This is a genomic window from Haloarcula sp. Atlit-7R (genome assembly GCF_003666065.1).
GTDB lineage: Archaea > Halobacteriota > Halobacteria > Halobacteriales > Haloarculaceae > Haloarcula > Haloarcula taiwanensis.
On the sequence record NZ_QXIK01000007.1, the window covers coordinates 54,736 to 80,213 of the forward strand.

General features: G+C 57.4%; 24 protein-coding genes and 2 pseudogenes. 16 read left to right on the top strand and 10 right to left on the bottom strand.

The features are described from left to right. Window positions 1-51 precede the first annotated feature (51 nt). From D3D01_RS14715 to lpdA, 8 genes are all read left to right on the top strand, one after another. Window positions 52-1,149, top strand: coding sequence for a branched-chain amino acid ABC transporter permease (locus D3D01_RS14715; protein ID WP_121512690.1), 1,098 nt, complete (start codon window positions 52-54; stop codon window positions 1,147-1,149). Further along, complete coding sequence (locus D3D01_RS14720) at window positions 1,146-2,453, top strand: branched-chain amino acid ABC transporter permease (protein WP_121512691.1); 1,308 nt, start codon at window positions 1,146-1,148, stop codon at window positions 2,451-2,453. Before D3D01_RS14715 ends, D3D01_RS14720 begins: the two co-directional genes overlap by 4 nt. Further along, window positions 2,446-3,273 carry an ABC transporter ATP-binding protein gene (locus D3D01_RS14725; RefSeq protein ID WP_121512791.1) on the top strand — a complete coding sequence of 276 codons (828 nt, stop codon included), beginning with the start codon at window positions 2,446-2,448 and terminating at the stop codon, window positions 3,271-3,273. The genes D3D01_RS14720 and D3D01_RS14725 overlap by 8 nt, the downstream gene beginning before the upstream one ends. Then, the gene (locus D3D01_RS14730; protein WP_101351912.1) at window positions 3,270-3,974 is read left to right on the top strand and encodes an ABC transporter ATP-binding protein; all 705 of its coding nucleotides are present in this window, start codon (window positions 3,270-3,272) and stop codon (window positions 3,972-3,974) included. The genes D3D01_RS14725 and D3D01_RS14730 overlap by 4 nt, the downstream gene beginning before the upstream one ends. A 682-nt stretch (window positions 3,975-4,656) precedes the next feature. After that, window positions 4,657-5,805 (top strand): pyruvate dehydrogenase (acetyl-transferring) E1 component subunit alpha, encoded by a 1,149-nt coding sequence (pdhA, locus tag D3D01_RS14735; RefSeq protein WP_121512692.1) that lies wholly within the window; start codon window positions 4,657-4,659, stop codon window positions 5,803-5,805. Beyond that, window positions 5,802-6,818, top strand: a complete 1,017-nt coding sequence (locus D3D01_RS14740) for an alpha-ketoacid dehydrogenase subunit beta (protein ID WP_121512693.1) — start codon at window positions 5,802-5,804, stop codon at window positions 6,816-6,818. The genes pdhA and D3D01_RS14740 overlap by 4 nt, the downstream gene beginning before the upstream one ends. Window position 6,819: 1 nt before the next feature. Continuing rightward, window positions 6,820-8,346 carry a dihydrolipoamide acetyltransferase family protein gene (locus D3D01_RS14745; protein WP_121512694.1) on the top strand — a complete coding sequence of 509 codons (1,527 nt, stop codon included), beginning with the start codon at window positions 6,820-6,822 and terminating at the stop codon, window positions 8,344-8,346. Then, window positions 8,346-9,779, top strand: coding sequence for a dihydrolipoyl dehydrogenase (lpdA, locus tag D3D01_RS14750; RefSeq protein WP_121512695.1), 1,434 nt, complete (start codon window positions 8,346-8,348; stop codon window positions 9,777-9,779). The genes D3D01_RS14745 and lpdA overlap by 1 nt, the downstream gene beginning before the upstream one ends. 200 nt (window positions 9,780-9,979) lie before the next feature. Here lpdA and D3D01_RS24850 read toward each other — a convergent pair whose 3' ends face one another. Continuing rightward, window positions 9,980-10,108, bottom strand: coding sequence for a hypothetical protein (locus D3D01_RS24850; RefSeq protein WP_255410436.1), 129 nt, complete (start codon window positions 10,106-10,108; stop codon window positions 9,980-9,982). Window positions 10,109-11,291: 1,183 nt separating this feature from the next. Between D3D01_RS24850 and D3D01_RS14760 the strand changes: the two genes are divergently transcribed. Further along, a complete protein-coding gene (locus tag D3D01_RS14760; protein ID WP_233563385.1) occupies window positions 11,292-11,627 on the top strand; it encodes a hypothetical protein in 336 nt (111 codons plus the stop codon). Between the two features lie 84 nt (window positions 11,628-11,711). On the opposite strand, the gene rdfA is transcribed toward D3D01_RS14760, so the two are convergent. Together rdfA and D3D01_RS14770 are read right to left on the bottom strand one after the other, a co-directional pair. Continuing rightward, window positions 11,712-12,326 (bottom strand): rod-determining factor RdfA, encoded by a 615-nt coding sequence (rdfA, locus tag D3D01_RS14765; RefSeq protein WP_121512697.1) that lies wholly within the window; start codon window positions 12,324-12,326, stop codon window positions 11,712-11,714. A gap of 128 nt (window positions 12,327-12,454) precedes the next feature. Continuing rightward, window positions 12,455-13,339 (bottom strand): universal stress protein, encoded by an 885-nt coding sequence (locus D3D01_RS14770; protein ID WP_121512698.1) that lies wholly within the window; start codon window positions 13,337-13,339, stop codon window positions 12,455-12,457. A 355-nt stretch (window positions 13,340-13,694) separates the two neighbouring features. Here D3D01_RS14770 and D3D01_RS14775 point away from each other — a divergent pair, with 355 nt between their 5' ends. From D3D01_RS14775 to D3D01_RS24140, 4 genes are all read left to right on the top strand, one after another. Continuing rightward, window positions 13,695-13,985 (top strand): DUF211 domain-containing protein, encoded by a 291-nt coding sequence (locus D3D01_RS14775; RefSeq protein WP_121512699.1) that lies wholly within the window; start codon window positions 13,695-13,697, stop codon window positions 13,983-13,985. Between the two features lie 6 nt (window positions 13,986-13,991). Next, the gene (locus D3D01_RS14780) at window positions 13,992-14,573 is read left to right on the top strand and encodes a VIT1/CCC1 transporter family protein (protein ID WP_101351902.1); all 582 of its coding nucleotides are present in this window, start codon (window positions 13,992-13,994) and stop codon (window positions 14,571-14,573) included. 75 nt (window positions 14,574-14,648) lie between these two features. Beyond that, complete coding sequence (locus D3D01_RS14785; RefSeq protein WP_121512700.1) at window positions 14,649-15,038, top strand: DoxX family protein; 390 nt, start codon at window positions 14,649-14,651, stop codon at window positions 15,036-15,038. Between the two features lie 113 nt (window positions 15,039-15,151). Then, a complete protein-coding gene (locus tag D3D01_RS24140) occupies window positions 15,152-15,307 on the top strand; it encodes a hypothetical protein (protein ID WP_199722347.1) in 156 nt (51 codons plus the stop codon). Window positions 15,308-15,447: 140 nt separating this feature from the next. Here D3D01_RS24140 and D3D01_RS14790 read toward each other — a convergent pair whose 3' ends face one another. From D3D01_RS14790 to D3D01_RS14800, 3 genes are all read right to left on the bottom strand, one after another. Then, complete coding sequence (locus D3D01_RS14790; protein ID WP_121512701.1) at window positions 15,448-15,771, bottom strand: hypothetical protein; 324 nt, start codon at window positions 15,769-15,771, stop codon at window positions 15,448-15,450. 206 nt (window positions 15,772-15,977) lie between these two features. Beyond that, window positions 15,978-16,673 (bottom strand): 5'-nucleotidase C-terminal domain-containing protein, encoded by a 696-nt coding sequence (locus D3D01_RS24550; RefSeq protein ID WP_233563387.1) that lies wholly within the window; start codon window positions 16,671-16,673, stop codon window positions 15,978-15,980. An 844-nt stretch (window positions 16,674-17,517) separates the two neighbouring features. Then, window positions 17,518-18,624 carry a tubulin/FtsZ family protein gene (locus D3D01_RS14800; protein ID WP_121512702.1) on the bottom strand — a complete coding sequence of 369 codons (1,107 nt, stop codon included), beginning with the start codon at window positions 18,622-18,624 and terminating at the stop codon, window positions 17,518-17,520. 400 nt (window positions 18,625-19,024) lie between these two features. On the opposite strand from D3D01_RS14800, the gene D3D01_RS14810 reads away from it, so the two are divergent. Then, window positions 19,025-19,534: a universal stress protein gene (locus tag D3D01_RS14810; RefSeq protein ID WP_121512704.1), complete on the top strand. Its 510-nt coding sequence runs from the start codon at window positions 19,025-19,027 to the stop codon at window positions 19,532-19,534. A 741-nt stretch (window positions 19,535-20,275) separates the two neighbouring features. Here the strand turns inward: D3D01_RS14810 and phnE are convergent. Both phnE and D3D01_RS14820 read right to left on the bottom strand, forming a co-directional pair. Next, window positions 20,276-21,070, bottom strand: a pseudogene (phnE, locus tag D3D01_RS14815) (phosphonate ABC transporter, permease protein PhnE). Continuing rightward, window positions 21,070-21,378, bottom strand: a pseudogene (locus D3D01_RS14820) (ABC transporter permease subunit); the annotation flags it as partial. The pseudogenes D3D01_RS14820 and phnE, both read right to left, overlap by 1 nt. Before the next feature lie 264 nt (window positions 21,379-21,642). Here D3D01_RS14820 and D3D01_RS14825 point away from each other — a divergent pair. Together D3D01_RS14825 and D3D01_RS14830 are read left to right on the top strand one after the other, a co-directional pair. Beyond that, window positions 21,643-22,812, top strand: a complete 1,170-nt coding sequence (locus tag D3D01_RS14825) for a beta-ketoacyl synthase N-terminal-like domain-containing protein (protein WP_121512792.1) — start codon at window positions 21,643-21,645, stop codon at window positions 22,810-22,812. Then, window positions 22,809-23,240 (top strand): Zn-ribbon domain-containing OB-fold protein, encoded by a 432-nt coding sequence (locus tag D3D01_RS14830; RefSeq protein ID WP_121512705.1) that lies wholly within the window; start codon window positions 22,809-22,811, stop codon window positions 23,238-23,240. The genes D3D01_RS14825 and D3D01_RS14830 overlap by 4 nt, the downstream gene beginning before the upstream one ends. Window positions 23,241-23,362: 122 nt before the next feature. Here the strand turns inward: D3D01_RS14830 and D3D01_RS14835 are convergent, their stop codons facing one another. Next, on the bottom strand, window positions 23,363-23,803 hold the full coding sequence (locus D3D01_RS14835; protein ID WP_121512706.1) for a hypothetical protein: 441 nt from the start codon (window positions 23,801-23,803) through the stop codon (window positions 23,363-23,365). A 1,250-nt stretch (window positions 23,804-25,053) separates the two neighbouring features. Continuing rightward, entirely contained in the window at window positions 25,054-25,431 is a 378-nt protein-coding gene (locus D3D01_RS14840) for an ACT domain-containing protein (protein WP_101351889.1), read from the bottom strand. Window positions 25,432-25,478: the final 47 nt, after the last annotated feature.

Consider the following 25,478-nt stretch of genomic DNA (forward strand, 5'->3'; position numbering starts at 1 on the left):
TATGACGATTTTACATCAAGATTTTTAACACTGGGTACAGAGCACAAACGTATGGCGGCCCGAGACTACTACAACCGTGGACAGAATATAGTGTACAACCGCCCAGTACTCGTTCTATTCGCGGTTATCGGCGTGTTTCTCGTCTTCGATATCTTTCGACAGTTAGAAACTGGCACGATTGCCGCCACAGATCTCATGAGCTATCTCTGGAACGGCCTGGTACTCGGGATGTCGCTTGGACTGGCTGGCGTCGGCCTCTCAATGACATACAGCATCCTCAATTTCGCAAACTTCGCCCACGGAGACTTGATTACGAGCGGTGCGTTCGCCGGATGGGCGACGGCGTTTCTGATTGCCGGGCTAGGTGAATTTTCCGTCGAAGCGCTCGTCCTCATCGGCGGCCCGATCGCAGTCGGCTCGAACGAACTTGGAATAAACGTCGTCAATACCCCACTGGCCCTGCTGGCTGGCTTACTCGTCGCTGCGGTCCTGACAGCTGCCCTTTCGCTCTTGCTGGACCGAATCGTGTTCAGGCCGATGCGTAGCGCCGACGGTGTGACGCTGATGATCGCCAGCGTCGGTGTCGCACTGTTTCTTCGTAATCTCATCACCTATTCGTTCCTGACTGATAGCCGCGGACTGACAGGCGGAAACGTCCCCCAGCTTACTCTGGCGGGTGTCACGTTTGGCGGACACCAGATTACGCTGGTCGTCGTCGCCGCACTCCTGATGCTTGCTACCCACGTTCTGCTTCAGTACACCAAAATCGGCACCGCGATGCGTGCAATGGCTGCGAGCAAAGACCTCGCGAAAGTCACAGGCATCCCGACAGAGCGCGTCGTCAAACTCACCTGGAGTATCGGCGGCGGGCTTACCGGGTGTGCAGGCTTTCTTATCGCGTTACAGCAGGGAACGCTCACAGTAACAATGGGATGGGACCTGCTGTTACTGGTGTTCGCAGCGGTCATCCTCGGCGGTGTCGGTTCGATTTACGGGGCAATGGTCGGCGGTGTCATCCTCGGAATCGTGAGCCGACTCGCACTCGTCTGGATTCCGGCCAGTTTCCTTCTGGTCGCGGCGTTCGTTATGATGATCGTCATGCTGCTCGTGCGCCCGTCGGGGCTGTTCAGCGGGAGGACGACGGCATGAGTACGGGTTCTATTCAGGCACGGGCTGAGGGGTGGCTTGGCAACAACGACGTGCGCTTGCTCATCGCCCTGGCCCTCGCTATCGGGGGCTTGTACGCGCTTTTCAGTGCTGTTCTCGGGTTCCAACTGAATGGCACGGTCAACACGCTCCGGCGCGTCGCCTTCCTTTCGGCGATTTATGCTATGTTAGCGCTCGCGCTGAACCTCCAGTGGGGATACGCAGGCCTGTTCAATCTCGGTGCGGCTGGATTCATGGCCATCGGCGTTTACACGATGGGGATACTGACCGCTCCAGTGACAGCCAGTCCGCCCGGCTTCGGGCTGCCACTTCCGGTCGCGATTCTGGGTGCGCTACTCGTGACCGGGGTCACTGGCGGCCTCGCAGCATTACCTGCGATCCGACTCCGTGCTGATTATCTTGCAATCGTGACTGTCGCGTTCTCGGAAATCGTGCGTCTCACATTCCGTGCGCCGGAGTTCGCGAACACCCGCATTGCCGGCGTTGCATTCGGAACGGGCGGTGCGACGGGCCTGTCCTTGCCATCGAACCCGATCCGGATTCTCTTTTACACGGACCCTGCCGCAACAGCCCCAGCACCCAATGCGCTGGGGACGGCGATATTCAGTGTCGTGGCACCGCTGGGAATCGAGGAGACGCTGGTTATCGGCTGGGCGTACGTGATTGTGTTATGCCTCTGTCTCGGCCTCTTGTACTGGCTGATGATCCGCCTCGGGAAGTCACCCTTCGGCCGGGTCCTCAAGAGCATCCGCGAGGACCAGCAGGTCACGCAAGCCCTGGGGAAGGACACGCGCCGATTCAAAATCAAGACATTCGCGCTCGGCTGTGCGCTCATGGGGCTCATCGCTATTCTCTGGCGTCTCTCTGGCGGGTATGCATCGCCACGGATGTTCAAGCCGATACAGACGTTCTACATCTTCATTGCGCTGTTTATCGGTGGGACCGGGTCGCCAACGGGAAGCATCGTCGGCGGTGCGCTGTTCGCCAGTCTGCTCTTCGAGGGCCCCTCGTTCATCCGGCGGGTTGTGGCGGAGTACCTCCAACTCAGCAACGCTCCCGATACGCTTGTTGGTGCTATCGCCGAGTTAGGAGCCCTTGATGTCACACCATTGCTGGCGTATTCCGTGCAGGACGTGAGCATCTCTGCGCTCCGGCTTATGCTGTTAGGTATTGTTCTGGTGTATCTCATGCAACGGCATCCGGAGGGTCTGCTGGGTCATCGAAAAGCAATCGCATCGAGTGTTGACCTCTCACGACAGGAGCCTCGCGAGGATGACAATGAGTAAGAACGCACAAGCAAGACAGAGCGGCCAGACCCAGAACGGACAGCAAGAACAGATACTCAAAGTGAAGAACCTGCGAAAGACGTTTGGCGGTATTACCGCCGTCGCTGATGTCTCATTCCACGTGGAGAAAGGGACTATCACTGGTCTGATTGGTCCGAATGGAGCGGGCAAGTCGACGACATTCGACCTCATTACCGGGGTGCAACGTCCAGACGGGGGTGCAGTCGAGTTCAACGACACGGAAATAACGGGGTATCGATCAGATCAGGTCGCAAATCAGGGCCTCGTCCGGACTTTCCAGATAGCCCGAGAGCTCTCGGAGATGACCGTGCTTGAAAACCTGATGCTGGCACCGCAGGGCCAGGCCGGCGAAGCAGTCTGGCGGGCGGTCCTCCCGCGAGCCAGAACACAGGTCATCGAGCAGGAAAAGATACTCCGAGAACAAGCATGGGAGATGCTCGAACTATTCGAGATCGAACACGTCGCGCACGAATCTGCCGGCAATCTTTCAGGGGGCCAACGGAAGCTGCTTGAGATGGCGCGTGTGCTCATGACCGATCCCGAGATGGTACTGCTGGACGAACCGCTTGCGGGAGTCAACCCAACACTCGAAGAGAAACTCATTGACCGGTTGCAGACGCTCAAAGAGCAGGGCTACACCTTCCTCTTCGTCGAACACGACATGGACGTTATCATGAATAACTGTGATACGGTCATCGTGATGCACCAGGGGAGTGTCCTCACAGAGGGGCAACCGGACGCAGTGAAAAACAACGACAAAGTCCTTGATGCATATCTCGGGGAAGAGGTGACAGTATGAGCTTACTGTCAGTACAGCAACTGGACGCCGGGTACGGTGATCTGCAGATTCTCACAGAAATTGACATGGAGGTCGGACAGGGTGAGTACATCACTATCGTCGGCCCGAACGGCGCGGGCAAGTCCACTGTCATGAAGTCTGTGTTCGGATTGACGACGTACATGGGGGGTGAAATCGTATTCAATAACAGGGACATTGCCGGTGAACAACCGGAAGACATCATCTCATACGGGTTGAGTTTCGTTCCACAGAGCAACAACGTGTTTGAACCGCTGACGGTCACAGAGAACCTCAAGATGGGTGCATACACGCTCGATCAGTTTCCCGAGGAGCGGCTACAGGCTGTTTACGACCGGTTCCCGATACTGGAAACCCGGTCGGAGCAGAAAGCAGGGACACTGTCAGGCGGGCAACAACAGATGCTGGCGATGGGCCGTGCGCTCATGCTTGATCCCGACCTGTTACTGCTTGACGAACCCAGCGCAGGCCTGGCACCGGATCTCGTCGATGAGATGTTTGACCGCATCGACGAGATCAACGACGCCGGTACCGCTGTGCTCCTCGTCGAACAAAACGCCAAAGAGGCATTGCGGCGGTGTGATCGCGGTTATGTCCTTGTACAGGGGCAGAATCGACACGAAGACAGCGGTGAGGCACTTCTCAACGACCAACAGGTCCGCGAGGACTTCCTCGGCGGGTAGCTCCTGTCGCCCAGCACTGGCTTAGAGAGGGCTTTTTGCCGAAGGAAACAGTCTACGTGAGACACTCTACGGGCCGTTGAGCCGTTTCGGGCTGGTGGGTCCATGGTGGCGCATAATCAGTGCACGGATTTCAACGCTGCAGCCCCGGATTCAGTGAACTTATGGGAGTTTGATATATTTGACCCTTCACAGCACACCGTTATATCAATACATCCGTATTACCGTCTGAATGTACGCTCTGTTACCAGTATCACAAGATGGAGGGTGTGAATATAATAGTTCAATATATTTTACTTAGCCCCTGACTCCACGCCGCTTCGGACCAGTAACTGTCACCGTTCACACCGGCCCAGTATCTGTTACGTGTGAACGATTGTCGCACAAACAATAAGTATCTTCCATGTCAGACTTCGCATATGCAACCGGGCTTGAACCCTACCGCCTGCCCTGCAGGTCAGCTGTCCCGGCAGTTAATGGACTGGGCACTGCCCTCCGCCACAGCCCCGTCTTTTACATTTTCGACATTTAAACTGGCGTAGACCGCTAGCGCACAGGTGGTCCCTGTGCCCTGGCGGAAAACGCCAGCCTTGAACACGCTCGGAGAGCTGTACCCAGCGGCTGTTCGGGTCATCAGGGTCTGTCGAGGGAACGTCTATCGAATATACAAACATCATCGAAAACAATGAACATAAAAAACGAAGCAGGAAACGCGGACTTGCCAGCGCCCGTCAGACAAGACTCGGAGCTAGTCCAGGTACTGGATGCTGAAGGCAACGTATTACCGCAGGCGTCTGTCCCTGATCTCTCAGATAGGCAGTTACTTGAACTGTATGAGACAATCAAGCTCGCCCGTCACTTCGATCAGCGGGCGATCAGCTTCCAGCGACAGGGGCGACTGGCGACGTACGCACCAATGACCGGGCAGGAGGGGTCACAGGTCGCCACGAGCTTTGCGCTTGCCGAGCAAGACTGGCTGTTCCCGACTTACAGGGAGCACGCGGCGAAGTACGCTCACGGAATGGAGCTGGCATCCCTCTTCGAACCACTAAGAGGCTATCGGGAAGGATATGCAATCCCTGAAGATGTCAACGTGATGCCGGAGTATATTCCGATAGCAACCCAGGTTCCGCAGGCTATGGGAATGGCCTGGGGACACAAGCTACAGGGCAAGACGGATACGGCCGTCCTGTGTCATCTCGGTGATGGTGCGACCTCCGAAGGAGACTTCCACGAAGGACTGAACTTTGCCGGGGTATTCGACGTCCCTGCTGTGTTCGTCTGTAACAACAACCAATGGGCGATTTCGGTCCCCCGAGAGCGACAGACTGCGAGCGAAACCATCGCTACAAAGGCACAGGCATACGGTATCGACAGCGTTCGTGTCGACGGACTGGACCCGCTCGCGGTCTACAAAGTCACCAGTGAGGCACTGGAGAAAGCTCGGAATCCAGCTCCCGGAGCGCTGCGGCCAACGCTTATCGAATCTGTCCAGTATCGCTTCGGCGCTCACACCACTGCGGATGACCCGTCCGTCTACAGAGACGAATCGGAAGAGGAGGCCTGGCGAGACCGCGACCCTGTGGACCGCATTGAAAAGTATCTCTACAACGAGGGTATCCTCGATCCGGACCTTGAAAGTGAGATCCAGGACCGAATCGAACAGGAGGTCAGCGACGCGATAGCGACGGCAGAGCAGACGGAAACGAGTCCGGATAACATCGTTGAGCACGTGTACGATGACGTTCCAGCGCGACTCGAAGAACAGCGGGACGAACTGAACCGACTGCGGGAGAAGTACGACGACGGCGCGTTCTCGGAGGTGCTGGAATGAGTTCGACAGCCAGCACGCAGACGGGGCAAACGGCTCAGCGTCTCACTCTCGTGGAAGCGATACAGGACGGGCTGTACACAGAAATGGCACAGGACGACAGCGTAGTCGTGCTTGGCGAAGATGTCGGAAAGAACGGCGGTGTCTTCAGAGCAACCGACCAGCTCTACGAAGAGTTCGGTGAAGACCGCGTCGTCGACACGCCACTGGCAGAAGCCGGCATTATCGGGGCCTCGATTGGACTTGCCCAGACCGGGATGAAGCCTGTTCCCGAGATGCAGTTCATGGGTTTCATGTATCCTGCCTTCGATCAGATTGTCAGTCACGCCGCTCGCCTCCGGAGCCGTAGCCAGGGACAGTATTCGGTGCCGATGGTGATACGGGCTCCGTACGGCGGTGGCATCCGGGCCCCAGAACACCACTCCGAGTCGAAGGAAGCGTTCTTCGTGCACGAACCCGGCCTCAAGGTCGTCTCTCCGAGCACGCCCTACGATGCAAAGGGACTGCTGGCGGCGTCCATCCACGACCCGGATCCAGTCATCTTCCTTGAGCCGAAGTTGATCTACCGCGCCTTCCGTGAAGATGTCCCGACAAAACCGTATGAAGTGTCGCTGAGTGAGGCTGCTGTCCGGCGTGACGGAAGCGATATTTCAGTCTACACGTGGGGAGCTATGACCCGGCCTGCCCTGATCGCAGCGGAGAATCTCAGCCAGTCACACGGCATCGAGGCCGAAGTCATCGACCTGCGAACTCTGTCTCCCCTCGATATAGAGACGATCACTGACTCGTTCAAGAAGACCGGGAGAGCCGCGATTGTCCACGAGGCACCGAAGACTGGCGGACTAGGGGCCGAAATCGCAACGACGATTCAAGAAGAAGCGCTCGTGCATCAGGAAGCGCCAATCAAACGAATCGCCGGCTTCGATGCCCCAATGCCACTTCATTCACTGGAGGATTACTACCTGCCGCAGGCGGTCCGTATCCAGGACGGAATTCGCGAAACAGTCGACTTCTAACATGGTACGCGAGTTCGAACTCCCCGATGTCGGTGAAGGCGTCGCTGAGGGCGAACTGCTTCGCTGGCGTGTTGCGCCGGGCGACGCAGTTTCCGAAGACCAGCCGGTAGCGGAGGTCGAGACCGACAAAGCCGTCGTCGACGTTCCGTCCCCCGTTGACGGTGTCGTCGAAGAACTCCGTGCTACGGAAGGTGAGGTTGTCCCAGTCGGTGATGTGATTATCGTCTTCCGAGTAGAGGGTGAAAACAAATCAGACGAAACCGCAGTAACGCCTCCAGATGACGCCACCTCGGAAAGTGGCTCCCAGACCGACGACGAAGCTACACCACAGCCAACCGGAGATGCGCCGTCGGACCCAGCGGTGACCCAGAGCGTCCAAGTCCCCGCACCGCCGTCCGTGCGGCGTCTCGCCCGCGAACTGGGCGTTGATATTTCCAACATTGTTGATTCGTCTTCTGGGCGCATAACAGGGTCAGATGTACGCGCGTACGCGAGCGCGTCCTCGACTCAGGAGCGTTCAAATCAGCAGACCGCTGCCGCGGGGCAACGAGATCAGCAGTCTGCCCCGGCGCAGTCTGTCAGTTCGGCACAGATGCACGAAACGGCAGACCGGGAAACGACCGTTGCCGTCCCGAAAACCAGACACATCGCAGCGAAGGAAGGAATTGACCTCAATACCGTTCCCACCGATGAACGAAAAGACGGAGAACCCTTTGTCACGCTCGAAACGGTCCGGGAGTACGCAGAGGCACACCAGCAAGCACAGAAAACGGATCGAGAAGCGGTAGCCAGGAGAGCAGCGACAGACGAGCCAGCGCGCCCGGAATCTCGAAAGCCATACAACGGAATCAGGCAGACGATTGGCTCGGCGATGACGGAGTCGAAATACACGGCCCCGCACGTCACCCATCAGGACGAGGTTGATGTTACCGCTCTGGTCGACGCTCGCTCGGCCCTCAAACAGGCGGCAGAGGAGCACGATATCCGACTGACGTATTTGCCGTTCGTGATGAAAGCGTGCGCCGCGGCTCTGCAAGAGAACCCACAGATAAACGTCTCTCTCGACGAAGCAAACGAGGAAATCGTCGAGAAACAGTACTACAATATCGGTATCGCAACGGCGACTGATGACGGCCTGCTGGTTCCTGTCGTCGAGGATGTCGATACGAAAGGCCTGCTCGAAGTCGCCGCTGAAACCTACGAAAAGACTCAGAAGGCCAGAGAACGGAGTCTTTCGCCGGAGGAAATGCGTGGCGGGACATTTACCATCTCGAACATAGGCGGTATCGGCGGGGAGTACGGAACCCCGATCATCAACCAACCGGAGAGCGCCATCCTGGCACTGGGAGAAATAAAAAAGAAGCCACGAGTCGTCGAAAGAGATGGTGAGGAGACGATAGAACCCCGCCATGTCATGACCCTCTCGCTGTCGTTCGACCACCGGGTGCTTGATGGCGCAGACGCCGCCCAGTTCACGAATGCCGTACAGAAATACCTGCGAAATCCAAATCTGCTCCTACTAGAATAATGGTTGTCGGAGATGTAACTACGTCGACTGACGTACTGGTTATTGGTGCTGGTCCCGGCGGATACGTCGCCGCAATCCGCGCCGCACAGCTTGACCTCGATGTCACGCTCGTAGAAAAGGGAGCGTACGGCGGAGCCTGTCTCAACCGTGGCTGTATCCCCTCAAAGGCCCTGCTCAACGCTTCAAAACTGGCAGCGGAGGCGGGCAACGCGGAGGAGCTGGGAATTTACGCAGACCCAACAGTTGCGCTCGACGAGATGATGGACTGGAAAGACGGCGTCGTCGATCAATTAACGAGCGGTATCGAGCAACTGTGTACGGCAGCTGGCGTGAACCTGCTGCAAGGGACTGCCGAATTTGCTGATGAAAACAAGATCAGAATCGTCCACCAGGGTGATGGACAGGGGTCTGAATCGCTAAAATTCGAATACTGCATCATCGCGACGGGGTCCCGGCCGATTGAAATTCCGGGGTTCGACTACGGTGACGAGTATATTGTGTCCTCTGCCGGCGCTTTGACCCTTGAAACAGTACCCGACGAACTCGCAATCGTCGGAGCCGGATACATCGGCATGGAACTAGCGACTGTCTACAGCCGACTTGGAAGCGATGTCACGGTCGTTGAGATGCTGGAGCAAGCGCTTCCCAGCTATGAGCAAGACATTGCTTCGGTAGTCCGGCAGCGAGCGGAGAATCTGGGTGTGGATTTCCATTTCGGGTACACCGCGGACAACTGGGCTGAGTCTGGTGACGAGGCCGTTCTGACTGCTGTCCCCGCCGACGGAGCGGCACACGATAGTGATATAGAGCTCACCGCTGACAGAATACTCGTTGCCGTCGGCCGACGCCCGGTGACTGACACGCTCAGTATCGATGCCGCCGGCGTCGAAACCAGTTCTCAGGGGTTCATTCCAACGGATAGCAGATGTCGGACAAACAAGGAGCACATTTTCGCAGTCGGTGACGTTGCTGGTGAACCGATGCTCGCGCACAAGGGATCAAAAGAAGGGGAGGTTGCAGCAGAAGTAGTCGCTGGCGAGCCAGCGGCAGTCGATTATCAGGCCCTCCCGGCTGCCGTGTTTACCGAGCCGGAAATCGGAACCGTCGGGCTCACGGCGACCGAAGCAGCGAACGAGGGAATTACGCCTGTCACAGGTACGTTCCAGTTTCAGGCGTCTGGTCGAGCACTGACAGCAAACCGGACGGACGGCTTTGTCCGAATCGTCGCCGCAAAAGAAACCGAACGTGTGATCGGTGCACAGATTGTCGGTCCGGAGGCCTCTGAGTTGATTGCAGAAATCGCGGCAATGATAGAAATGGGGGCAAAACTTCAAGATATCGGTTCAACGGTCCACACGCACCCAACACTAAGTGAATCGATAATGGAAGCCGCACAGAATGCAAGAGGGAAAGCGATACACAGACACACCTGACTGAACCGAATTGAGACCTCAGTCTCTCTATCTACGTCCAAACTGAGAGAGACGCCACTCAATTACGGCCCATACGATACTACCTGTTGGTTCGAAGCTGTAACTCCGGAACAGACCGCCGCAAGCGAACTCCACGTCTCCTTTGCTGGCCACGTAATTCCGAAGACTGGTCCAAGGCGGCTGTCGACTATGAACCAGTGTCAGTCGTTTGCGACTGTTTGGGTTGCGCCGCCGTCTCTGGTGCTTAGCTTGCTGTCTTCTTCGGGTTTCGCTGTGTCTGTTGGCAACTCTTTGTACAGAATTCCCTTGCTGCTGTTATACTGTGTCATGAATTCACATGGCTTGTGGACACACGTAAACCCATCCCTTATTTCATATCATTAAATATTAACACTCATGGGATATTTATATATCAAACAATCCTGTAGAGCAACAAAATAGCGCATCTGTATAGAGTATATAGAAATAAACGGACGCTCAAACTATTCTCTGGAAAAAGTATATAGGAAATAACCTTTATTTCGATAATTCTTACTATTTGGTTGCCGTCTGCGTGGCCCATAATATGAGTATATTGTACTATATGCTATATTTTTGTATATTTGTAGTCTATACCAGTCGAAAGCAAAACAGGAATCTCAGATATTGGGGTACTGCGATGTCATGCATTCCTCTTCACAGAAAAAATGCTCTGTTATCTCTCCGCCTGAGTCTCGTATCGTAAGACCTCTGTACCTCATCTGTTCGCTGATCACCTGCCCACAGTAGTCACAGCGGTAGGTCGGTGACCCACCAACTAGAACTCGGGTCGACTTATTTTGAATTATCAGCTCGGTAGTGGTTGTGTTGCCGCTGACTTCCATAGCGCAGCGACCGGTTGCTAACGACTGTTCTGCGTCACTTTGTCCATTCATCGTTCGTATCGATTCGTTGTTGACGGGGGATGGTCTCGTTCTATCGACTGGTCCACACTACTCCACAGTCGCGATAATCGACTCACCGGCGTTTTCCACCGATACCGGGGTACTGCCCGGACTGCGATGGTCTACGCGGATTACTAGGCAGGCAGTATAAAAATCGTATAACCGGTCGCTACGACGGTAGCTGCCATTGTTTTCCGGGACGCTTCTCCCGTCTGGACACCCGGTTCCATGTATATATATATAACAAACTGTTGTATTTAATCATTTGGTTAGTGTGCATCAACTCATCTACTGAGACGGGGCTGTCTGCAAACGCCGGTAGTTGGTGGGTGTGAACGAATCTCACATAATCGTTAAGTGTACATCCAGTGAAGTTATTTCCATGAATCCGGGCGTCGACTGTACGGCTTGGAAAGTAAGCCCGCTGTCCCGGCACGTGATCGGTACGGATCGTTCTACATCCGGTTTTACATTTTTCAAATTTTAAACTGACGTAGACCACCACAGTGCGGGCAAACGTCCGCACACAGGTGGAAAACGTCAGTCCCGGCTGGTCCCCAGAGCACCGGCCAACGGCTGTCGAGTCGTGATGACCCATCACACGACGCGCTGTGACACAAACTACAAATCCACACTCAGCACCATCATGAACGCACAAAACACGCAGGAGTATCGTAGCCAACAACCAGCGGACATCGCAAACGCAGACCAGGCCCGGAATGCAGCCCCCGAAAGTGTCGAGAGCCAATCTATCAGGGTCGTCATTAGCTCGATTGCAACGCGCCACTGCGACCACTGCGAAGCACCGATCGGGGAAAACGTCCAGTATCGAAATGTCACTACCAGAGATGGGGCCGGCAACGTCACGGAATACGCGTTCTGCAGCGTCGACTGTAAGTCCGCCCGGTTCCCGAGGCTCGACTGATTACCTTCTGTCGGGGAACTGCGTCTGCTTACAGACCCGCTGGCTGGGCTGCCAGCGTTCCTGTGCCTGCTTGGGAAGAAACCCTCATTCGGACTGGCAGTCGCAGCCACCCTGTTCCAGAAATGCGACAATATCGTAGCTACGGCCACAGTCCTCACACAGTACCTGCAGTTCGTTGATGATGTTGAAATCGCCCGCTGAGGTGGCGTCGTTTTTTTCTAAGCTCTCGATAGTTTGCCTCGTCACGGCGGTGGTTCGCCCCCGGAGCCGCTGTATTCTGTCAATGGCACTTTCTTTCCGTTCTTCGGGTGTCTGCTCGGGCCTAGCCGCGCCCCGATCGTTCTTGAGATAGCGATACACCGTCTGGTGGGAAATAAAATCAGCCATCACGGATTCGATATCGACTCCGCTCTGTTCGAGGCGGGAGCGTATGAGTGGGGCGTCGGCGTCGTCTTCACTGAGTGACTGATAGACCTGTTGGACATCACCACTCAATGTCGGGGCGTCAACCCCTTCAATAGCGGATTCGAGCACTGATTGATTGAAATACTCCGCAAGGTCGCGGGTGCTTTGTTCCTCTCCCTCGTCACCAACCCATCGGCTCTCAAGCTCTGCACCCATCCCGACAAGACCGTACTTCTGAATCACGGCATCGACCTTGCTCGTTCCTCCACCGGACTGTGAGTCGTCTGTGGTCATGATCCGATTTAGGTGGTGGCTATAGTTACTAAACACTCCCGCATATCCAGAGTCCGACCACGGTCCCGCACACGCAGCGCTTTCTCAGACCCGTGCTCTGGGATGTGCTGACAGATTCACGAACCGCCCTACTCATCTGATTCAGCGTCGGGCTCACGAACCCACGTCACTGGAACTGGGGACGTCCGGACGATTTTGGCGCTGACACCACCCATAACGTACCTGCTGAAATCAGTCTGTCCGTGAGTCCCCATAACCGCGAGACCGATCTGGTTCTCGTCGATGTAATCGCGAATCACCTTTGATGGGGTACCGTGTTCGATGGCGGTGGTGACCGAGTCAAGCGACGTTTCCTCAACTCTCTCGGTTGCCTCGGCCATAATTTCGTTCGCCCGATCAGTCAACTCCCCTTCCTTCAGGACAGAGCGTGCATCGAGCCCGAGACCGCCGGTCTCGACAACGTGGAGCAGATGGAGTGTTGCCCCCGTCGCGTTTGCAACAGCAATCCCCTGTGTCACTGCGACCCCCGCGCCACGGCTGCCATCTGTCGGGACAAGGACGTGTGTCGGCGGATACACGAGTGACCGCTCTCCTGCGGGGTTGACCGCAATGACGGGAACCGTCGCCGTGTTGATGACACGTTCGGTGACGCTTCCGAGGAGGATTCGCTTGATCCCCCGCTGTCCGTGCGTCGGCATGACAATGCAGTCAATGTCGGACTGTTCGCTGTAGTCGAGTATCGTCCTGTGCGGGTCTCCTTGGAGAACCGTCGAGACGACTGGGACGCCCTCATCCTTCGCATGTTGCGCGGCTTCCGCCACAATGCGCTCTCCTTCTGTTTCGAGAACGTCGATGACCTCTCCACGAATCGTTGTGACACTGTCTCGGCCAGTATCGGCGACGTTGAGGATATGCAATGTCGCCTCGTGCTCGGCTGCGATCTGTAGCGCGTATTCAAGAGCCGATTCTGCGGCGTCGCTCCCGTCAGTCGGGAACAGGATGGTGTCGTACATACTGGGAGTCGCTTGTTTGCACTCGGTCAGCTATCTGGGCAACGGAGGGCGTTCCGGGGTGACTGAAGACAGATTTCTGTTTGCACCCGTCCGTGACTGTGGCTTCTGAGCCTTTGCTGTGTCAGCGTCCGCGCAGCGAACTGGTCGGCTCGATGTCGTTGCAGATGCATCGTAATCCAGAGACGCTGTTCGATGAACTACACAGTGGGATCTAATAACATCTCGCCTGCGGAAGTTTCTTGCCCGCTTCGGATAGAGGATGTACAGCGTCGCCGTCAGGTACCTCGATAGGAGTGGTCCGATGACAGGGTGGTATTGGCACACATTTTTATCATAACTCCGCGCGTGTTGAGATATGGCAGCAGTCCGACGCATTGTAATCGATGTCCTGAAACCACACGATCCGCCGCTCCTGACCTTTACCGACCAACTGGCCGAAATTGCGGGGGTCGACGGAGTAACATCGTCTCTGATTGAACTGGATCAGGAAGTGCAGAATGTCAAGGTCACGTTCGAAGGCGACGATCTGGATTTCGAGGCAATCGAGAAAACGATCGAACACCTCGGCGGGTCAGTGCACTCTGTAGACCAGGTTGCCTGCGGTGACGCTGTTGTCACGGATCGACGGACGTTACAGGATGGCTGATGCGCTGTGGCGTCCATTCGACAATTCATCAGGCGACTGCTCGGAAAGGAAGATGTTCTTGCTATCTCCCGTCGGTACTTCATTTCGAACGGCTTTGACGGGACACTCACGAGCATCGGCATCATCGTCGGCGCTGTCCTGTCTGGGGTCCCTGATGGATACACTGTGATCAAAATCGGACTGGGCGCGGCAGTTGGCCTCGGGACCTCTGCAGTCTGGAGCGTGTGGGAAATCGAACGTGCCGAAACCCGGGCCGAAATCAGACGTATCGAGCAAGCGATGCTTACGGATCTCGATGATACCCGCGTGCAGCGAAACCAGCGCGGTGCCCGCTTCGTCCACGCCATTATGAGCGGCCTCGGCCCGCTGGTCGGGATTCTGATTCCGCTGACCCCGTTCCTTGTCGCAGGAACCGTCGTCACAATGACAGAGGCGGCACTCATCGCGGTTGGCCTCGGTGTCGGTGTGTTGGGTGCGTTCGGTGCCTACATGGGTTCGATTTCGGGCCAGCAGTGGTACGTTGCCGCCGCGCGAATGGGACTCGCCGGCGTAGTCGTGGCTGTCCTCAATCTCTTTCTTCCCGGCTGAGAGGCCGCGACTCTGTTTCCTCACTGAAGTACAAATCCCAACTTGCTTTTCACTGGCCGCCAAACAAGGTCGTAGATGCATGTTGGCTTGCGGCAGTTCAAACGGCCGTTGTGCTACGTGATGTCGACCCTGTATGTCGTTGCTGGGATACTGCATTTCGTCGTGCCGGAACTATACGTCCAGATCGTGCCGCCGGTTTTGCCAGCACCGCTTGCGCTGGTGTACCTGTCCGGTGTCGCCGAGATCGGTGTCGGGTTCGGCCTGCTGGTACCGCAGACGCGCTCATACGCTGCATGGGCGACGATCGCACTGCTCGTCGCAATTTTTCCCGCAAACGTCTACATGGCTGTTTCCATGGTCACCATCGAGGGCACGGGCGGTGGCCAGCCATCTGTACTGGTCCGCTGGGCACGCTTACCACTGCAGGGCGTGTTGATTCTCTGGGCGTACTGGTACACCGACTGAGCGTGGCGGCGGCCGACCACGACGAGTTCGCCGCAAGACCTGCGCTGAATGAGAAGCTGGACCACGTATCCTGATTGAATCACTTATTACGAAGAAGCGGGTGGTGTAGCACAATGGCCCTTGAATTCCTCCTCCCCGGCCTGATCGGATTCGTCTTCGTAATGGTTGCAGCCTATGCCGGCTCACTCCGGGCGCTGGAAGTCTACTTCGACTCGGAGCAGGACAGTATCTTCCTCTCGGATGACTACGACCCGCCAGGTAAGCAGTAGCTCCGTGTATCAGCCACCGAATCGAGGCCTGTGCTGAAAGCTGGAGACAGCTGTTCCGACGCGGTGCTTCGTGGTCTGTCTGTGTTCGGGCACTCTGTAGCGGAATCCGATTTAGAGGCAGAGGTCAATAGTGTCGGTACTCACACAACTTTCTGCCAGGCCGGGCTCGCTTCGAGTTCTTGCATCGCCGTGCGGACCTCTGACTGAATCGCCCCGTAATACCGCTTTCGACCAACTGGTGTCTGGATGCGGATAATGGCGGTCTCGCTTGTCACCTCAAACAACGACAGGGCCCACTGCCCGGCCTGATAGGACCAGTCGCCGAGTTCTATCGTTTGCTCGTCCTGAATAGAGCGTGTGCCCAGTTCCCAGCTCTGACGTGTCAAATGGTCGAGGTTGAACGGCACAACATCGGGAAGCGTGACAGCACAGCCGCTTTCACAGCGAGTGTTATCTACCGCCATGATACGAAATCCAGAATCGATCAGTAAAAACGTGTCTACTTTCCCGGCTCAAATCTGACGCGACGTGGAGTTCTCAGCGTAGCGCAAACCGCTGTCTGTTCTCGAATATATACTTACGCGACTCGCCACCGAATAAGCGGCTCACTTTGAGCGGGCTTCAACGTCGTTTCTAGGCCATATACACAGTCATTCCTCGCGTGAACTCATCAGCATTCTCGGAGCCGTCCGTCCACCTGGACAGCGAGGCCTTCTTCGCGAGCGTAGTCTGCAACAGTCTTGAACGGAGGTCCGACCGAATCGACGGCTGTCTCGCACGGAATCGGCCAGTCGTCGCTGTAGACGACGTACGAGTTAGTGGCAATCCTGTACTCGCGACCGGCGTCGATAGGCTTGTCGTTGACAGCCACGCTCACTAGCCGTCCAGTCTCGGTGTCGTACTCGACGGTCATCCCGCTGATGTCGCCGTGCCAGAGCCGTCCGTCATCGCGGTGGGGACGGAAGGCTGCCTTCAAGAGCGTTCGTAGCTGGTCACCCGAAAGGCGGAGGACCTCCACCTTACCGCCGAAGGGGTTTAGGCTGGCCACCTCGCCAGCCGTGACCTCACCAGACAGGGGTCGCCCCTCTCGAAGGCCGCCATTGTGGACGAAGGCGACATCGGTATCAGCCGCCCAGCGATAGGCGTCGGCCACGAGGTTGCCAATACGACTCTCGCCGCGGGTACGCCGGTCGATATCGCGATAGATCGGGTCGTCGACAGTGGCGACAGTCTCCAGCAAGCCGACATCGGCCAGCAGCTCGCGGGTCGTGTCGGCCATCGACTTGTCGATAGGTCCCTCAGCTGTCGAATGCCGAGTGGCCACCGGCGGACGATTCCCGTCGAACAGTTCGACTTCCCAGACCACTTGCCCGTTTGCTCCGGGGCGGATAACCAGTGTTCCGTCGACGATCTCGTGGCGTTCCCTGTGGACGTGGCCCCGAGGACCGCGTCGACACCGTCGACGGCCGCAACGGCGGTCTCATAATCACGCCGTAAGTGTGCGAGCACCACGAACTGATCGACAGTGTGACCGAGTTCACCCACCGCTGTTCGCACGCTCTCGACAGGACTGGTCACGGTCAGCTCCGACGCGCCGGTTGGAGCAATTCGGGGCGTCGCGGGATCGATTACCCCGACGAATCCGATCTGTTGGCTATCTCGGTGTAGAACTGTCATTCCGTCTAACCCAGCGATGCCAGAACCACAACCGGCTTCACTGTCGCCGGCAGCGACGTTCGCGACGATCCACTCCTGTGGACTCTCTGAGATGACGTCTAGAATGGGCGCAGTCCCGAAGTCGAAATCGTGGTTTCCTACCGTCTCGACATCGGTACTCACTGCCCGGAAAAACGGTAGCGCTTGACGGCCTTCGAAATAGTGAGCGAGAACACCCGGGGCAGTGTTGTCGCCGGTACCGGCGACGCCTGTGTCCTCTCCGCGGATGGACTGGATTGTTCCGGCGAGCTGCCCCATCCGAACGGGGTCGTCACAGCCGGTTTCAATGTCAGAGTACTGGAGTAACCGAACTGACATCGCTCAAAGCCGATTCCAGTGACGTATGGAAATGGATTTGGCTTGTGACTTCTCGGTAATGTGCTTCCGTTCCCGGCCGCCTCGGTGAGACCGTCCTCGTTGCTGGGTGAGATTCACTGCTCCAAAGCAACGTAGCTTCGACCGCGGCGTCCGCCAGCTGTTCCAATCAGAGGTCGTTATGTCGATTGTTCGGCTAACTTTTTCAGTTCCACCAGCCGCGGCAGTTCTGTGACGCCGCTAAGTACGACTAAAACCGACAACGTGTTTCGGTCGGGCGTGGGCATGTCGCCACTCCGGACCTCCGGCGACTGGAGTTCCTCGGTAAGCCATCGCCGCCCGTCGGTAACGGCTTCCCGGATCAGCCACGCGGGCGGCCCGGCAAACACAGCTAGGGCTTTATTGGCGGACGCCACCTCGCACTGGATCGTTAGTTTGCCACGTACCGCTCGGCGGAGTGTCGTCTCGACGGCGTTGTATGCCTCTATTTCGTCAACATCGTCCGAGTTGTCCCCGAGAAAGCGGTTTTTGAGCTGGCCTATAACTGTCCCGTCTCCGCTCCCGCTATCCGCCTGCAGGTCCTGACTGGCGTAGCCAAGCGTTGTGAAACCAGAGTCTGAGAGGGTATTGATAATCTCGCTAGCGTCAACGACACTCTGACCGACGGTGTCGGATGCCGTCGCCTCACCTGCGGCGAATAGCGCCCCGAGCCGCGCCACAACGGTTTCGTTCAGTGTCTCGGAGGTCTCATCGACCGTCTGGCCGCTTCCGAGCCACGCTTCGTTGTCGAACAGTATCTGTCCGTCGACAGGCGATTCCAGCGCCTGGAGTGCCTGCATCGTGTTCGCGGCTGCGTCGTCGTCCCTGCCGGCTGGTAACACCGCTAAACAGTAGAGTGGGAGCGAGTAAACCTCTCTGAGCGCGTGGGCGACGTGGGCTGTGGCACCGCTGCCAGTCCCGCCTGCAAGCCCGGCCACGAGGACGATAGCGTCGATATCACTCGTTATCAGTTCGTCTATCGCCCGGCGAATCTCGAGCCGTTCGTCTTCGATAGCGGCGATACCGCTCGCTCGGTCCCCGTTCGTTCCGGTCCCAGTTGTTTCGGAGAGCCCGAAGGCATGCCGCCGGTCGGACGGGAGTCCATCGAGTTCGCCGAGCGCTTCGGTGTCCGTGTCGAGGGCACAGGCTGCGCCGAGATATGGTCCTTCGCGGCGTTCGTTGTCCTGCCACAGTCGCTCAACGATCCGGCCTCCAGCGCCACCGATACCAACTGCCGCGACTCGCATACGTCGCATTTAGTGTCGTCTACTATTAATAATCCGACTCACTGCGATACCACCACTGGTATTGCTACAAGTCGAGGTACGGTCGGAGCTTCAGTAGCGTCTCACAGGACTGGTATTTGACCGCAATACTGTCAGAATAGAAGCCTCTCATGCGACAGGCGCTGAAAAGGACTGTGTCTCACGAGCTTGTCGATGAACCAGCCGATTCTCTGTCTATTATCGTTTCCGGCGAGTCGATGGGCAGCCTGTTCATCGCCACCGCTCTCGACAGTTATAGGCCCTGTGCTGTGCGCGGCCCCCTCGGCTCTCGGGGGGTGCTGGCTCATAGAGCCTGATGCTGGTTTCCCGCTGTGTAAGAATGGATGCGGTGTTACTTGTCTGCTTGTCTAATAGTCGGTATATGACCCTCGTTGTGCCGTTCGACGGCTCTGAATTAGCCGAGGCAGCACTCGTTCGGGCGACGGAGTTCGGCAACGTCTTGGAAGAGGAGGTGCTGGCCGTCAGTGTCGTCCGGAACGGGAATGCGGAGTACGCTCGGGAACACGACTGGATTGGGCCGAACGAAGAATTCGACTTGGAGACAGTTGTCTCCTCACTGCACGAGCAGGTGATAGACCTGTGTCCGGCTTCCGATTTCCGACATACAGTCGTGGATCGGTACGCGCCGGCCGGGTCGGTGGCGAAAGCCATCCGCAAGATGGCCAAGAGAGAAGACGCGTCAATGGCCTTTATAGGGAGCGAAAACGCCGGCCACCTCGTCACGAGCATCAGCAGTGTCGGCGGATCGATTGCCTCGGACGACGCCTACGACGTCGTCATCGTCCGAAACTGCAATCCGTCTAAAATCGCCAAACTCAGGGACACGTCCCCGCACAGACGGTCGAAATCCGATTTTTATTTCCCGGAATAGGGAACGATGCCGGCCGTACAGTCATCCCAGAACCGACAGACGGAACGCAGATATCACAACTGTTTTTGTTACCAACTGTATATCGTTAGGTGGGTTCTGGTCCTCGCTCCATTTCCCCTTGAGTCCAATCCAGTTCATCGATTGGCCCGAGTCCAGAACCTGTCGTCGTGAATGACGACTTTGGATGGTGCGTGCACGCCACTCCCCCCGGCTGCCCACCATTCGTTTGCTGACTACTACTGAGTCGTTGCTGGTCTTCGTGACGGGTTTTTGGAAGTTCTCCCGTGTTACACCGCTTCCTCCAGTAGCGAAGCGGCCACGAATCGGTGTGAGCATATTGGCAGGGTTCGAAAGCCCGTGTCTGACAGAGTCAACTAGCGGCTACACATCGCTTCAAGCATCATGAGTGCCAGGAACCACTTCGAAGAGCTGCCCTGTATCAACGAACCAGGGCTACTGTTGGATTCTAAATAACTGTTGTGGGCTCGTTATTCGTGCGTTTTAGCCGGCGTATTATATCGCTAAATCGGCCAGTCATCCACGAAGCTCTCGGAGTAAATTCACGCGGCGCTGTCTCCGTTGATGACGACTCGTAAAACGGAGAAGGGGAAAACCAGGTTGGCAGACACTGGCGTTGGCCCCACTGGCTATATATACTCTAGATATATAAGCATTCTTATATATTATTTATAGTATTATCTAATAGTGTGGCAAATAATGGGCGACGCGAGATGCGAACGCCTACATCACTTTCTTGCGCAGATAGGCTGAGATGGCTTCACTGATGAGCACAAGGCCCAGAATCGAGATGAGTATCGTCAGGACTGCTTCCCAATTGAAGTAATTGATCTCTGTTTGTAGCGGGACGCCGATCCCGCCTGCACCGACGAATCCGATAATCGTCGACGCTCTGACGTTGATATCCCATCGAAGCGTCGCCACGCTGATGAACGCCGGCTTGATCTGTGGAACGATACTGTAGATGAGCACATCAACGGACGATGCCCCAGCTGCTGTGATCGCCTCGACAGACCCGCGGTCGATCTCCTCGATGGCCTCTGCGATTAGCTTTGCAGTGAACCCGATCGACCTGATCGAAATCGCAAGCACGCCAGCGAGGGCTCCCGGGCCGAAGATAACCACGAAGATCAACGCCCAGATGATGACGTTGACCGAACGGGTAAACGAGATGATGAACTTACCCAGCAGATACGCCGGCTTGTTGGGTGTCGTGTTGCTGGCGCCGAGGAACGCGACCGGAATCGCCATCACGATGGCCAGTGCCGTGCCGAGGATCGAGATGTTGATGGTCTCGAGGAGCGGCCCGACAATTTTCCGGGAGTATCCCACATTGGGAGGATACATCCGGCCGAAGAGGTCAGCCAGTTCGCGCGGAGCAGTCACGGCGTAGCCGTAATTCACTTCCATGGCACGCTAGGCTGCGACGAGGATGACAAGCCCAGCCAGTGGTCCAAAGAACCGGAGCAATCGCTCACGGCGATCGAACCGGCTCCAAGAGTTAGTGCTGTTTGACATTATTGAATCCGCCTCCGGACGAGAGCGCTGACGCCTTCACCGACCATGACAATCGCGACGATGACGGCGATAATCGCCATATTGAATTGGTAATCGTACTTATCGAAGGAGTTCAGCAGTGTGATCCCGATACCACCCGCTCCGACAATCCCAACGACGGTGCTGTGACGGAGATTGATGTCGAGCCGGTAAATCGACAGCCCGACAATCCGGGGCATTACCTGTGGGAGCACGCCGTAGAGATACGTCTGGACGGGTGTCCCGCCGACCGCGGTGATCGCCTCCATCTGTCCGCGGTCGATGTCCTCTGAAAGCAGCGCATCAGGAAAACAGTCGTTCCCAGAGCACCGAACAGCAGTCCGACAGTCGGATACGGAAAGACTCCCTCAAAGAGAATGACCAGAAACAGTCCGGCGAGTGTCACCTGCACGCCGAGAAACTCCGCCTCTATCGTCTCTATATCCTCCTCTCTCCCAGTCGTTAAAAACGGTTGTGCCGTCCGACAGGAAAACAGTTCAGGCACCGTGAAAATGTGAACTGTTAACTAAGAACCTCGATATATGGAGGCACGGATGCCACAGCCAGTCATTGCATCGGTCGGTGCCTCACCGCTCGGCCGCACGGACCTCCCGGGCCGCGACCTGTTCTCGGTCGCTCTCGCGGAGGCGTTCGACGAACTGCCCGACCCTGCCGACATCGTTGAGGCGGTGTACGTCGGTAATCAGTCGGAGAGCTACGAACACCAGATCATGTACGGGACGCTGCTGGCGGAGTGGGCCGGCCTTCGGTATGTCCCCGCTGAACGGGTCGAAGGGTGTGCCGCCGCGGGCGCGCTCGCGCTGCGCCACGCAGTCAAGGACGTCCGCAACGGTGAGCATGAGGCCGTGCTCGCCTGCGGTGTCGAGAAGATGACGTCTGCGGGCACCAGCGGCGCGACGGACGCGCTGTCGGCGGCATTCGACCGCGCCATCGAGCAGCGCTCCGGCATCACCGCACCCAGCCAGTACGCACTGCTCGGCCAGCGCTACCTCCACGAGACCGACGCCACGGAGCGGGACCTTGCCGAGGTCGCGGTGAAGAATCACGCCAACGCTGCTCGCAACCCTCGGGCGCAGTTCCCGAAGGAAATCAACGTGGCGACCGTGCTGGAATCGGACCCAGTTGCCCCGCCGCTGAAACTCTACGACTGCGCGCCAGTCGGCGACGGTGCCGCCGCTGTCCTCGTGACGACCGCTGAACTAGCGGCAGATCTTGACCGGCCGCAGGTGCGCGTCGCGGGCAGCGGGGCCGCTGCGAACAACATCGCGGTCGCTGAGCGGAACATGACCGATATCGCTGGCGCTCGCATTGCTGCCGAGACGGCATACGAAGAGGCAGGCATCGACGCCACGGCTGTCGACATCGCGGAGGTTCACGACGCGTTCACAGTCTGTGAGGCGCTCCTCGCGGAAGCTGCCGGCTTCGCGCCTACAGGCACGGGCTATCAGAGCTACCTGCCGCCCGCGGAGCGGGCTGACGGCTGGACAGACGTGCAGTTGAGTCCGAGCGGCGGGCTGAAGGCTCGCGGCCACCCCATCGGCGCGACCGGACTCCTGCAGGCGCTCGAAGCCTACGAGCAGCTCACCGGAGCCGCAGGTGACCGAGCAGTCGAGGGGGCCGAGACGGCCCTGTTGCTCAACGAAGGTGGCGTCGCTGACGCTGTCACCGTCGGCCACGTGCTCACGACGGCGGAGGCACCATGAGTGACGACGACCTCGATGCGACCGACCCCCAGACACTGCCGGGGTTCTTTGACGCCCTTGCGGACGGCGAGTTACTGGGCGGGGTCTGTGCGGACTGTGGACAGGTCCTGTTGCCGCCGCGGCCGGCTTGCTACGCCTGCGGTAGCCGCGCCGTCGACGTCGAGCCACAGCCCCGTGAGGGACAGATCTTCTCGTACACGGCAGTTCACACGCCACCGCCGGCGTTCGCGGAAGACGCGCCATACACGGTCGCCGTCGTAGAACTCGCGGCCGGTGGCCGCCTCCTCGGACGCGTCGCCGCCGATTACGCCGATGTCTCCATCGGTGACCCAGTCGAACTCACGGTGCGCGAGCCGACGGCTACAGAGCGGGAGGTGGCGCTCGACTACGAAACCGACTGGCCGGTTCACGTCTTTCAGCCGCGGTGAGAGCAGGCCTCGCAGACGACAGCAAGACGGTCGCGGCCACCCCAGCCACCCCTACTTGACTCAGGAACGGTAACTGATACAATAGACCCGCTGGGACGAGGCACGGAGCCACGAGGTCTCAATTATCGTCCCGGGGGAATCGTCTCTATCTCAGAAATGCCAAACCGATCCCGGTCGATCACGAGGTCGAAATTTGAGACGGTAAGCGTACGCCGTTGTCGGAGTCCCTCGCCAAACCATCCGAAGTCGAGCACAGCTTCGAAAGACCGTTCAAGCAGCCCCTGCCGCTGTGCACTGATGAAGTCAGCATCTCCAGCAGCGATGAGTATACTGTTTGACTCAGCTACAATATAACAGATCGTTTGCGCACTAAAGTACAGATCGCCTGGTTCGAAGAACTTCCATATCACCGGAACGAAGTCGGTGAGAGAATCGACGAAGACCACTTCACTTGGTTTCGTCTCGATGAGGTCGTCAAACCGCCGGAATACGTGTTGATACTGCTCCGTTGACTGGTCCGTCTTTGATCTGTACTCGAAGCCGCCACCAGCCCCGGGTTTCATTGGCCCGAGAGTGACTATTTCCTCGGCAAGGCTGTGGACCTTGATGTGGTCGGGTGCGAACGTCTGTAGAATTGAATTTTCAGCGTAACAGTGCCTCGTTGACGGCGATCGTCATGACGACAATTTCGGCGGTAGACGCGCAGTTATCCGCTGCCATGATAGTTGGACGGTGAGTCCTCAGCAGCTGTATGAAAAAAAAAAGACAGTCAGTCTAAGGCACAAGTATTTTAATACTAATCATATAATAATCGGTTGGGTTCTGGTCCCCGCTCCACTTCCCTCTGGATCGCCCCAATTCAGCAACTGACCCGGGTCCAGAACCCGTTGTCGTGGATGACGACTTCCAATGGTGTGTTGCACGCTGCTGCCCCATGGCTGCACACCTATCCCCCCACTCCGTTGTTGCCTGATCGGTGGTGGTTGTGCAGGCGTGCCAGTCTCTACCTGAATGTATCAGTAAGCGGTCTGGCTGCGGTCCAGAACTCGGCAGGCATGAAGGATATAGCGCACGCTTCTCCGCATTCACCTCAGACCTGCGTGGATTCTGTGCCCCATTGATTCGTCTATTCTATCGACTGTGTCAGGGCTCAACTCTGTCGTCGACGCCGCGGTATCCGCTAGTTCGATGTGTCCCGACTCTCCCACTCTCAGCAACTGACTGCTCCGTTGATGCACATAGCGGGACCGAAGTTGTGCGACGTAGAACTGTGGACACCGCTAGAGACTGTGGCAGGATGGCCGGTTTCCGAGAGGGCTTATCTTATGCCATTCGATGACATGTCTCAACAAAGTCTATTTACTAGGCGATTATTACATCCGAGTGGGTTCTGGTCCCCGCTTCAACCACCCCTGATTGCTGGTCGTCTGGTAGGGTTTCTCGGGTCCGGAACCCAGCCGTGCCTCTGACATAGCAGCACGGTGGGTCACAAATTGCCCATTGTGGCCCACCATTTCCCTCCAAACGATCGGGCAGGGTCCAGTCCCTGGTTGTGTCGTACTGTTGTTCCGTTGGAATGCCGGTAAAATGGGATCACAGCGTCTTGCAAACGTCTCTACAGGCTGAGCAGGCCGAGTGCCTCGGGGCTACCCGAGGCGGTTCACACGGAACTGGTGCAGCCACGTGTCAGCGCCAGTCAGCGAATACACGTTGGTGCAAGCGTGTTCAGTACTCATCGCTTCTGTTTTTCCGTTTACGTATCATAGCCCGGCTGGCATACGTAGCGCGCGGCTTGACCTCAGCGGCACTCGCCTCAAACCGCACACCCGAGGTCGTCAAGCGTCTGAAGCGCCGTCTCGAGGTCCGACTGTTTGACGAGCACGTGGTCCGTCGAATACGCCGAGACGACGAACACAGAGACGTCGGCGTCGGCCAGGGCCGACGCGACAACTGCGAGGAACCCGACCAGTTCGAACGGGAGTTCAACATCGAAGGTCAGTCGCTTCCAGCCACGTTCCACGTCAGCGGCTTCGTCCACGGTTGGGCTGGTCTGGTCGACGACGACGGTGGTCTCTGTCTCGTCCTGCACCGTCACGAACGCGTCCGGGTCTGGGTGGGCCGTCCGGCAGACGGCGTACACATCGTCAGCAACAGTGACCGTGGCGTCTTCCAGAAAGTCAGCCGGTTCCATCCCGTCGTCTTTGGTTCCTCTCCCACTAGTAGTGGTCGGTGTAGAAT

Excerpts from the sequence above, each read along its gene's own strand:
- D3D01_RS14715 (WP_121512690.1), top strand. The coding sequence starts at position 52 with ATGGCGGCCCGAGACTACTACAACCGTGGACAGAATATAGTGTACAAC.
- D3D01_RS14720 (WP_121512691.1), top strand. The coding sequence starts at position 1,146 with ATGAGTACGGGTTCTATTCAGGCACGGGCTGAGGGGTGGCTTGGCAAC.
- D3D01_RS14725 (WP_121512791.1), top strand. The coding sequence starts at position 2,446 with ATGAGTAAGAACGCACAAGCAAGACAGAGCGGCCAGACCCAGAACGGA.
- D3D01_RS14730 (WP_101351912.1), top strand. The coding sequence starts at position 3,270 with ATGAGCTTACTGTCAGTACAGCAACTGGACGCCGGGTACGGTGATCTG.
- pdhA (WP_121512692.1), top strand. The coding sequence starts at position 4,657 with ATGAACATAAAAAACGAAGCAGGAAACGCGGACTTGCCAGCGCCCGTC.
- D3D01_RS14740 (WP_121512693.1), top strand. The coding sequence starts at position 5,802 with ATGAGTTCGACAGCCAGCACGCAGACGGGGCAAACGGCTCAGCGTCTC.
- D3D01_RS14745 (WP_121512694.1), top strand. The coding sequence starts at position 6,820 with ATGGTACGCGAGTTCGAACTCCCCGATGTCGGTGAAGGCGTCGCTGAG.
- lpdA (WP_121512695.1), top strand. The coding sequence starts at position 8,346 with ATGGTTGTCGGAGATGTAACTACGTCGACTGACGTACTGGTTATTGGT.
- D3D01_RS24850 (WP_255410436.1), bottom strand. The coding sequence starts at position 10,108 with ATGACACAGTATAACAGCAGCAAGGGAATTCTGTACAAAGAGTTGCCA.
- D3D01_RS14760 (WP_233563385.1), top strand. The coding sequence starts at position 11,292 with ATGACCCATCACACGACGCGCTGTGACACAAACTACAAATCCACACTC.
- rdfA (WP_121512697.1), bottom strand. The coding sequence starts at position 12,326 with ATGACCACAGACGACTCACAGTCCGGTGGAGGAACGAGCAAGGTCGAT.
- D3D01_RS14770 (WP_121512698.1), bottom strand. The coding sequence starts at position 13,339 with ATGTACGACACCATCCTGTTCCCGACTGACGGGAGCGACGCCGCAGAA.
- D3D01_RS14775 (WP_121512699.1), top strand. The coding sequence starts at position 13,695 with ATGGCAGCAGTCCGACGCATTGTAATCGATGTCCTGAAACCACACGAT.
- D3D01_RS14785 (WP_121512700.1), top strand. The coding sequence starts at position 14,649 with ATGCATGTTGGCTTGCGGCAGTTCAAACGGCCGTTGTGCTACGTGATG.
- D3D01_RS24140 (WP_199722347.1), top strand. The coding sequence starts at position 15,152 with ATGGCCCTTGAATTCCTCCTCCCCGGCCTGATCGGATTCGTCTTCGTA.
- D3D01_RS14790 (WP_121512701.1), bottom strand. The coding sequence starts at position 15,771 with ATGGCGGTAGATAACACTCGCTGTGAAAGCGGCTGTGCTGTCACGCTT.
- D3D01_RS14800 (WP_121512702.1), bottom strand. The coding sequence starts at position 18,624 with ATGCGAGTCGCGGCAGTTGGTATCGGTGGCGCTGGAGGCCGGATCGTT.
- D3D01_RS14810 (WP_121512704.1), top strand. The coding sequence starts at position 19,025 with ATGACCCTCGTTGTGCCGTTCGACGGCTCTGAATTAGCCGAGGCAGCA.
- D3D01_RS14825 (WP_121512792.1), top strand. The coding sequence starts at position 21,643 with ATGCCACAGCCAGTCATTGCATCGGTCGGTGCCTCACCGCTCGGCCGC.
- D3D01_RS14830 (WP_121512705.1), top strand. The coding sequence starts at position 22,809 with ATGAGTGACGACGACCTCGATGCGACCGACCCCCAGACACTGCCGGGG.
- D3D01_RS14835 (WP_121512706.1), bottom strand. The coding sequence starts at position 23,803 with ATGAAACCCGGGGCTGGTGGCGGCTTCGAGTACAGATCAAAGACGGAC.
- D3D01_RS14840 (WP_101351889.1), bottom strand. The coding sequence starts at position 25,431 with ATGGAACCGGCTGACTTTCTGGAAGACGCCACGGTCACTGTTGCTGAC.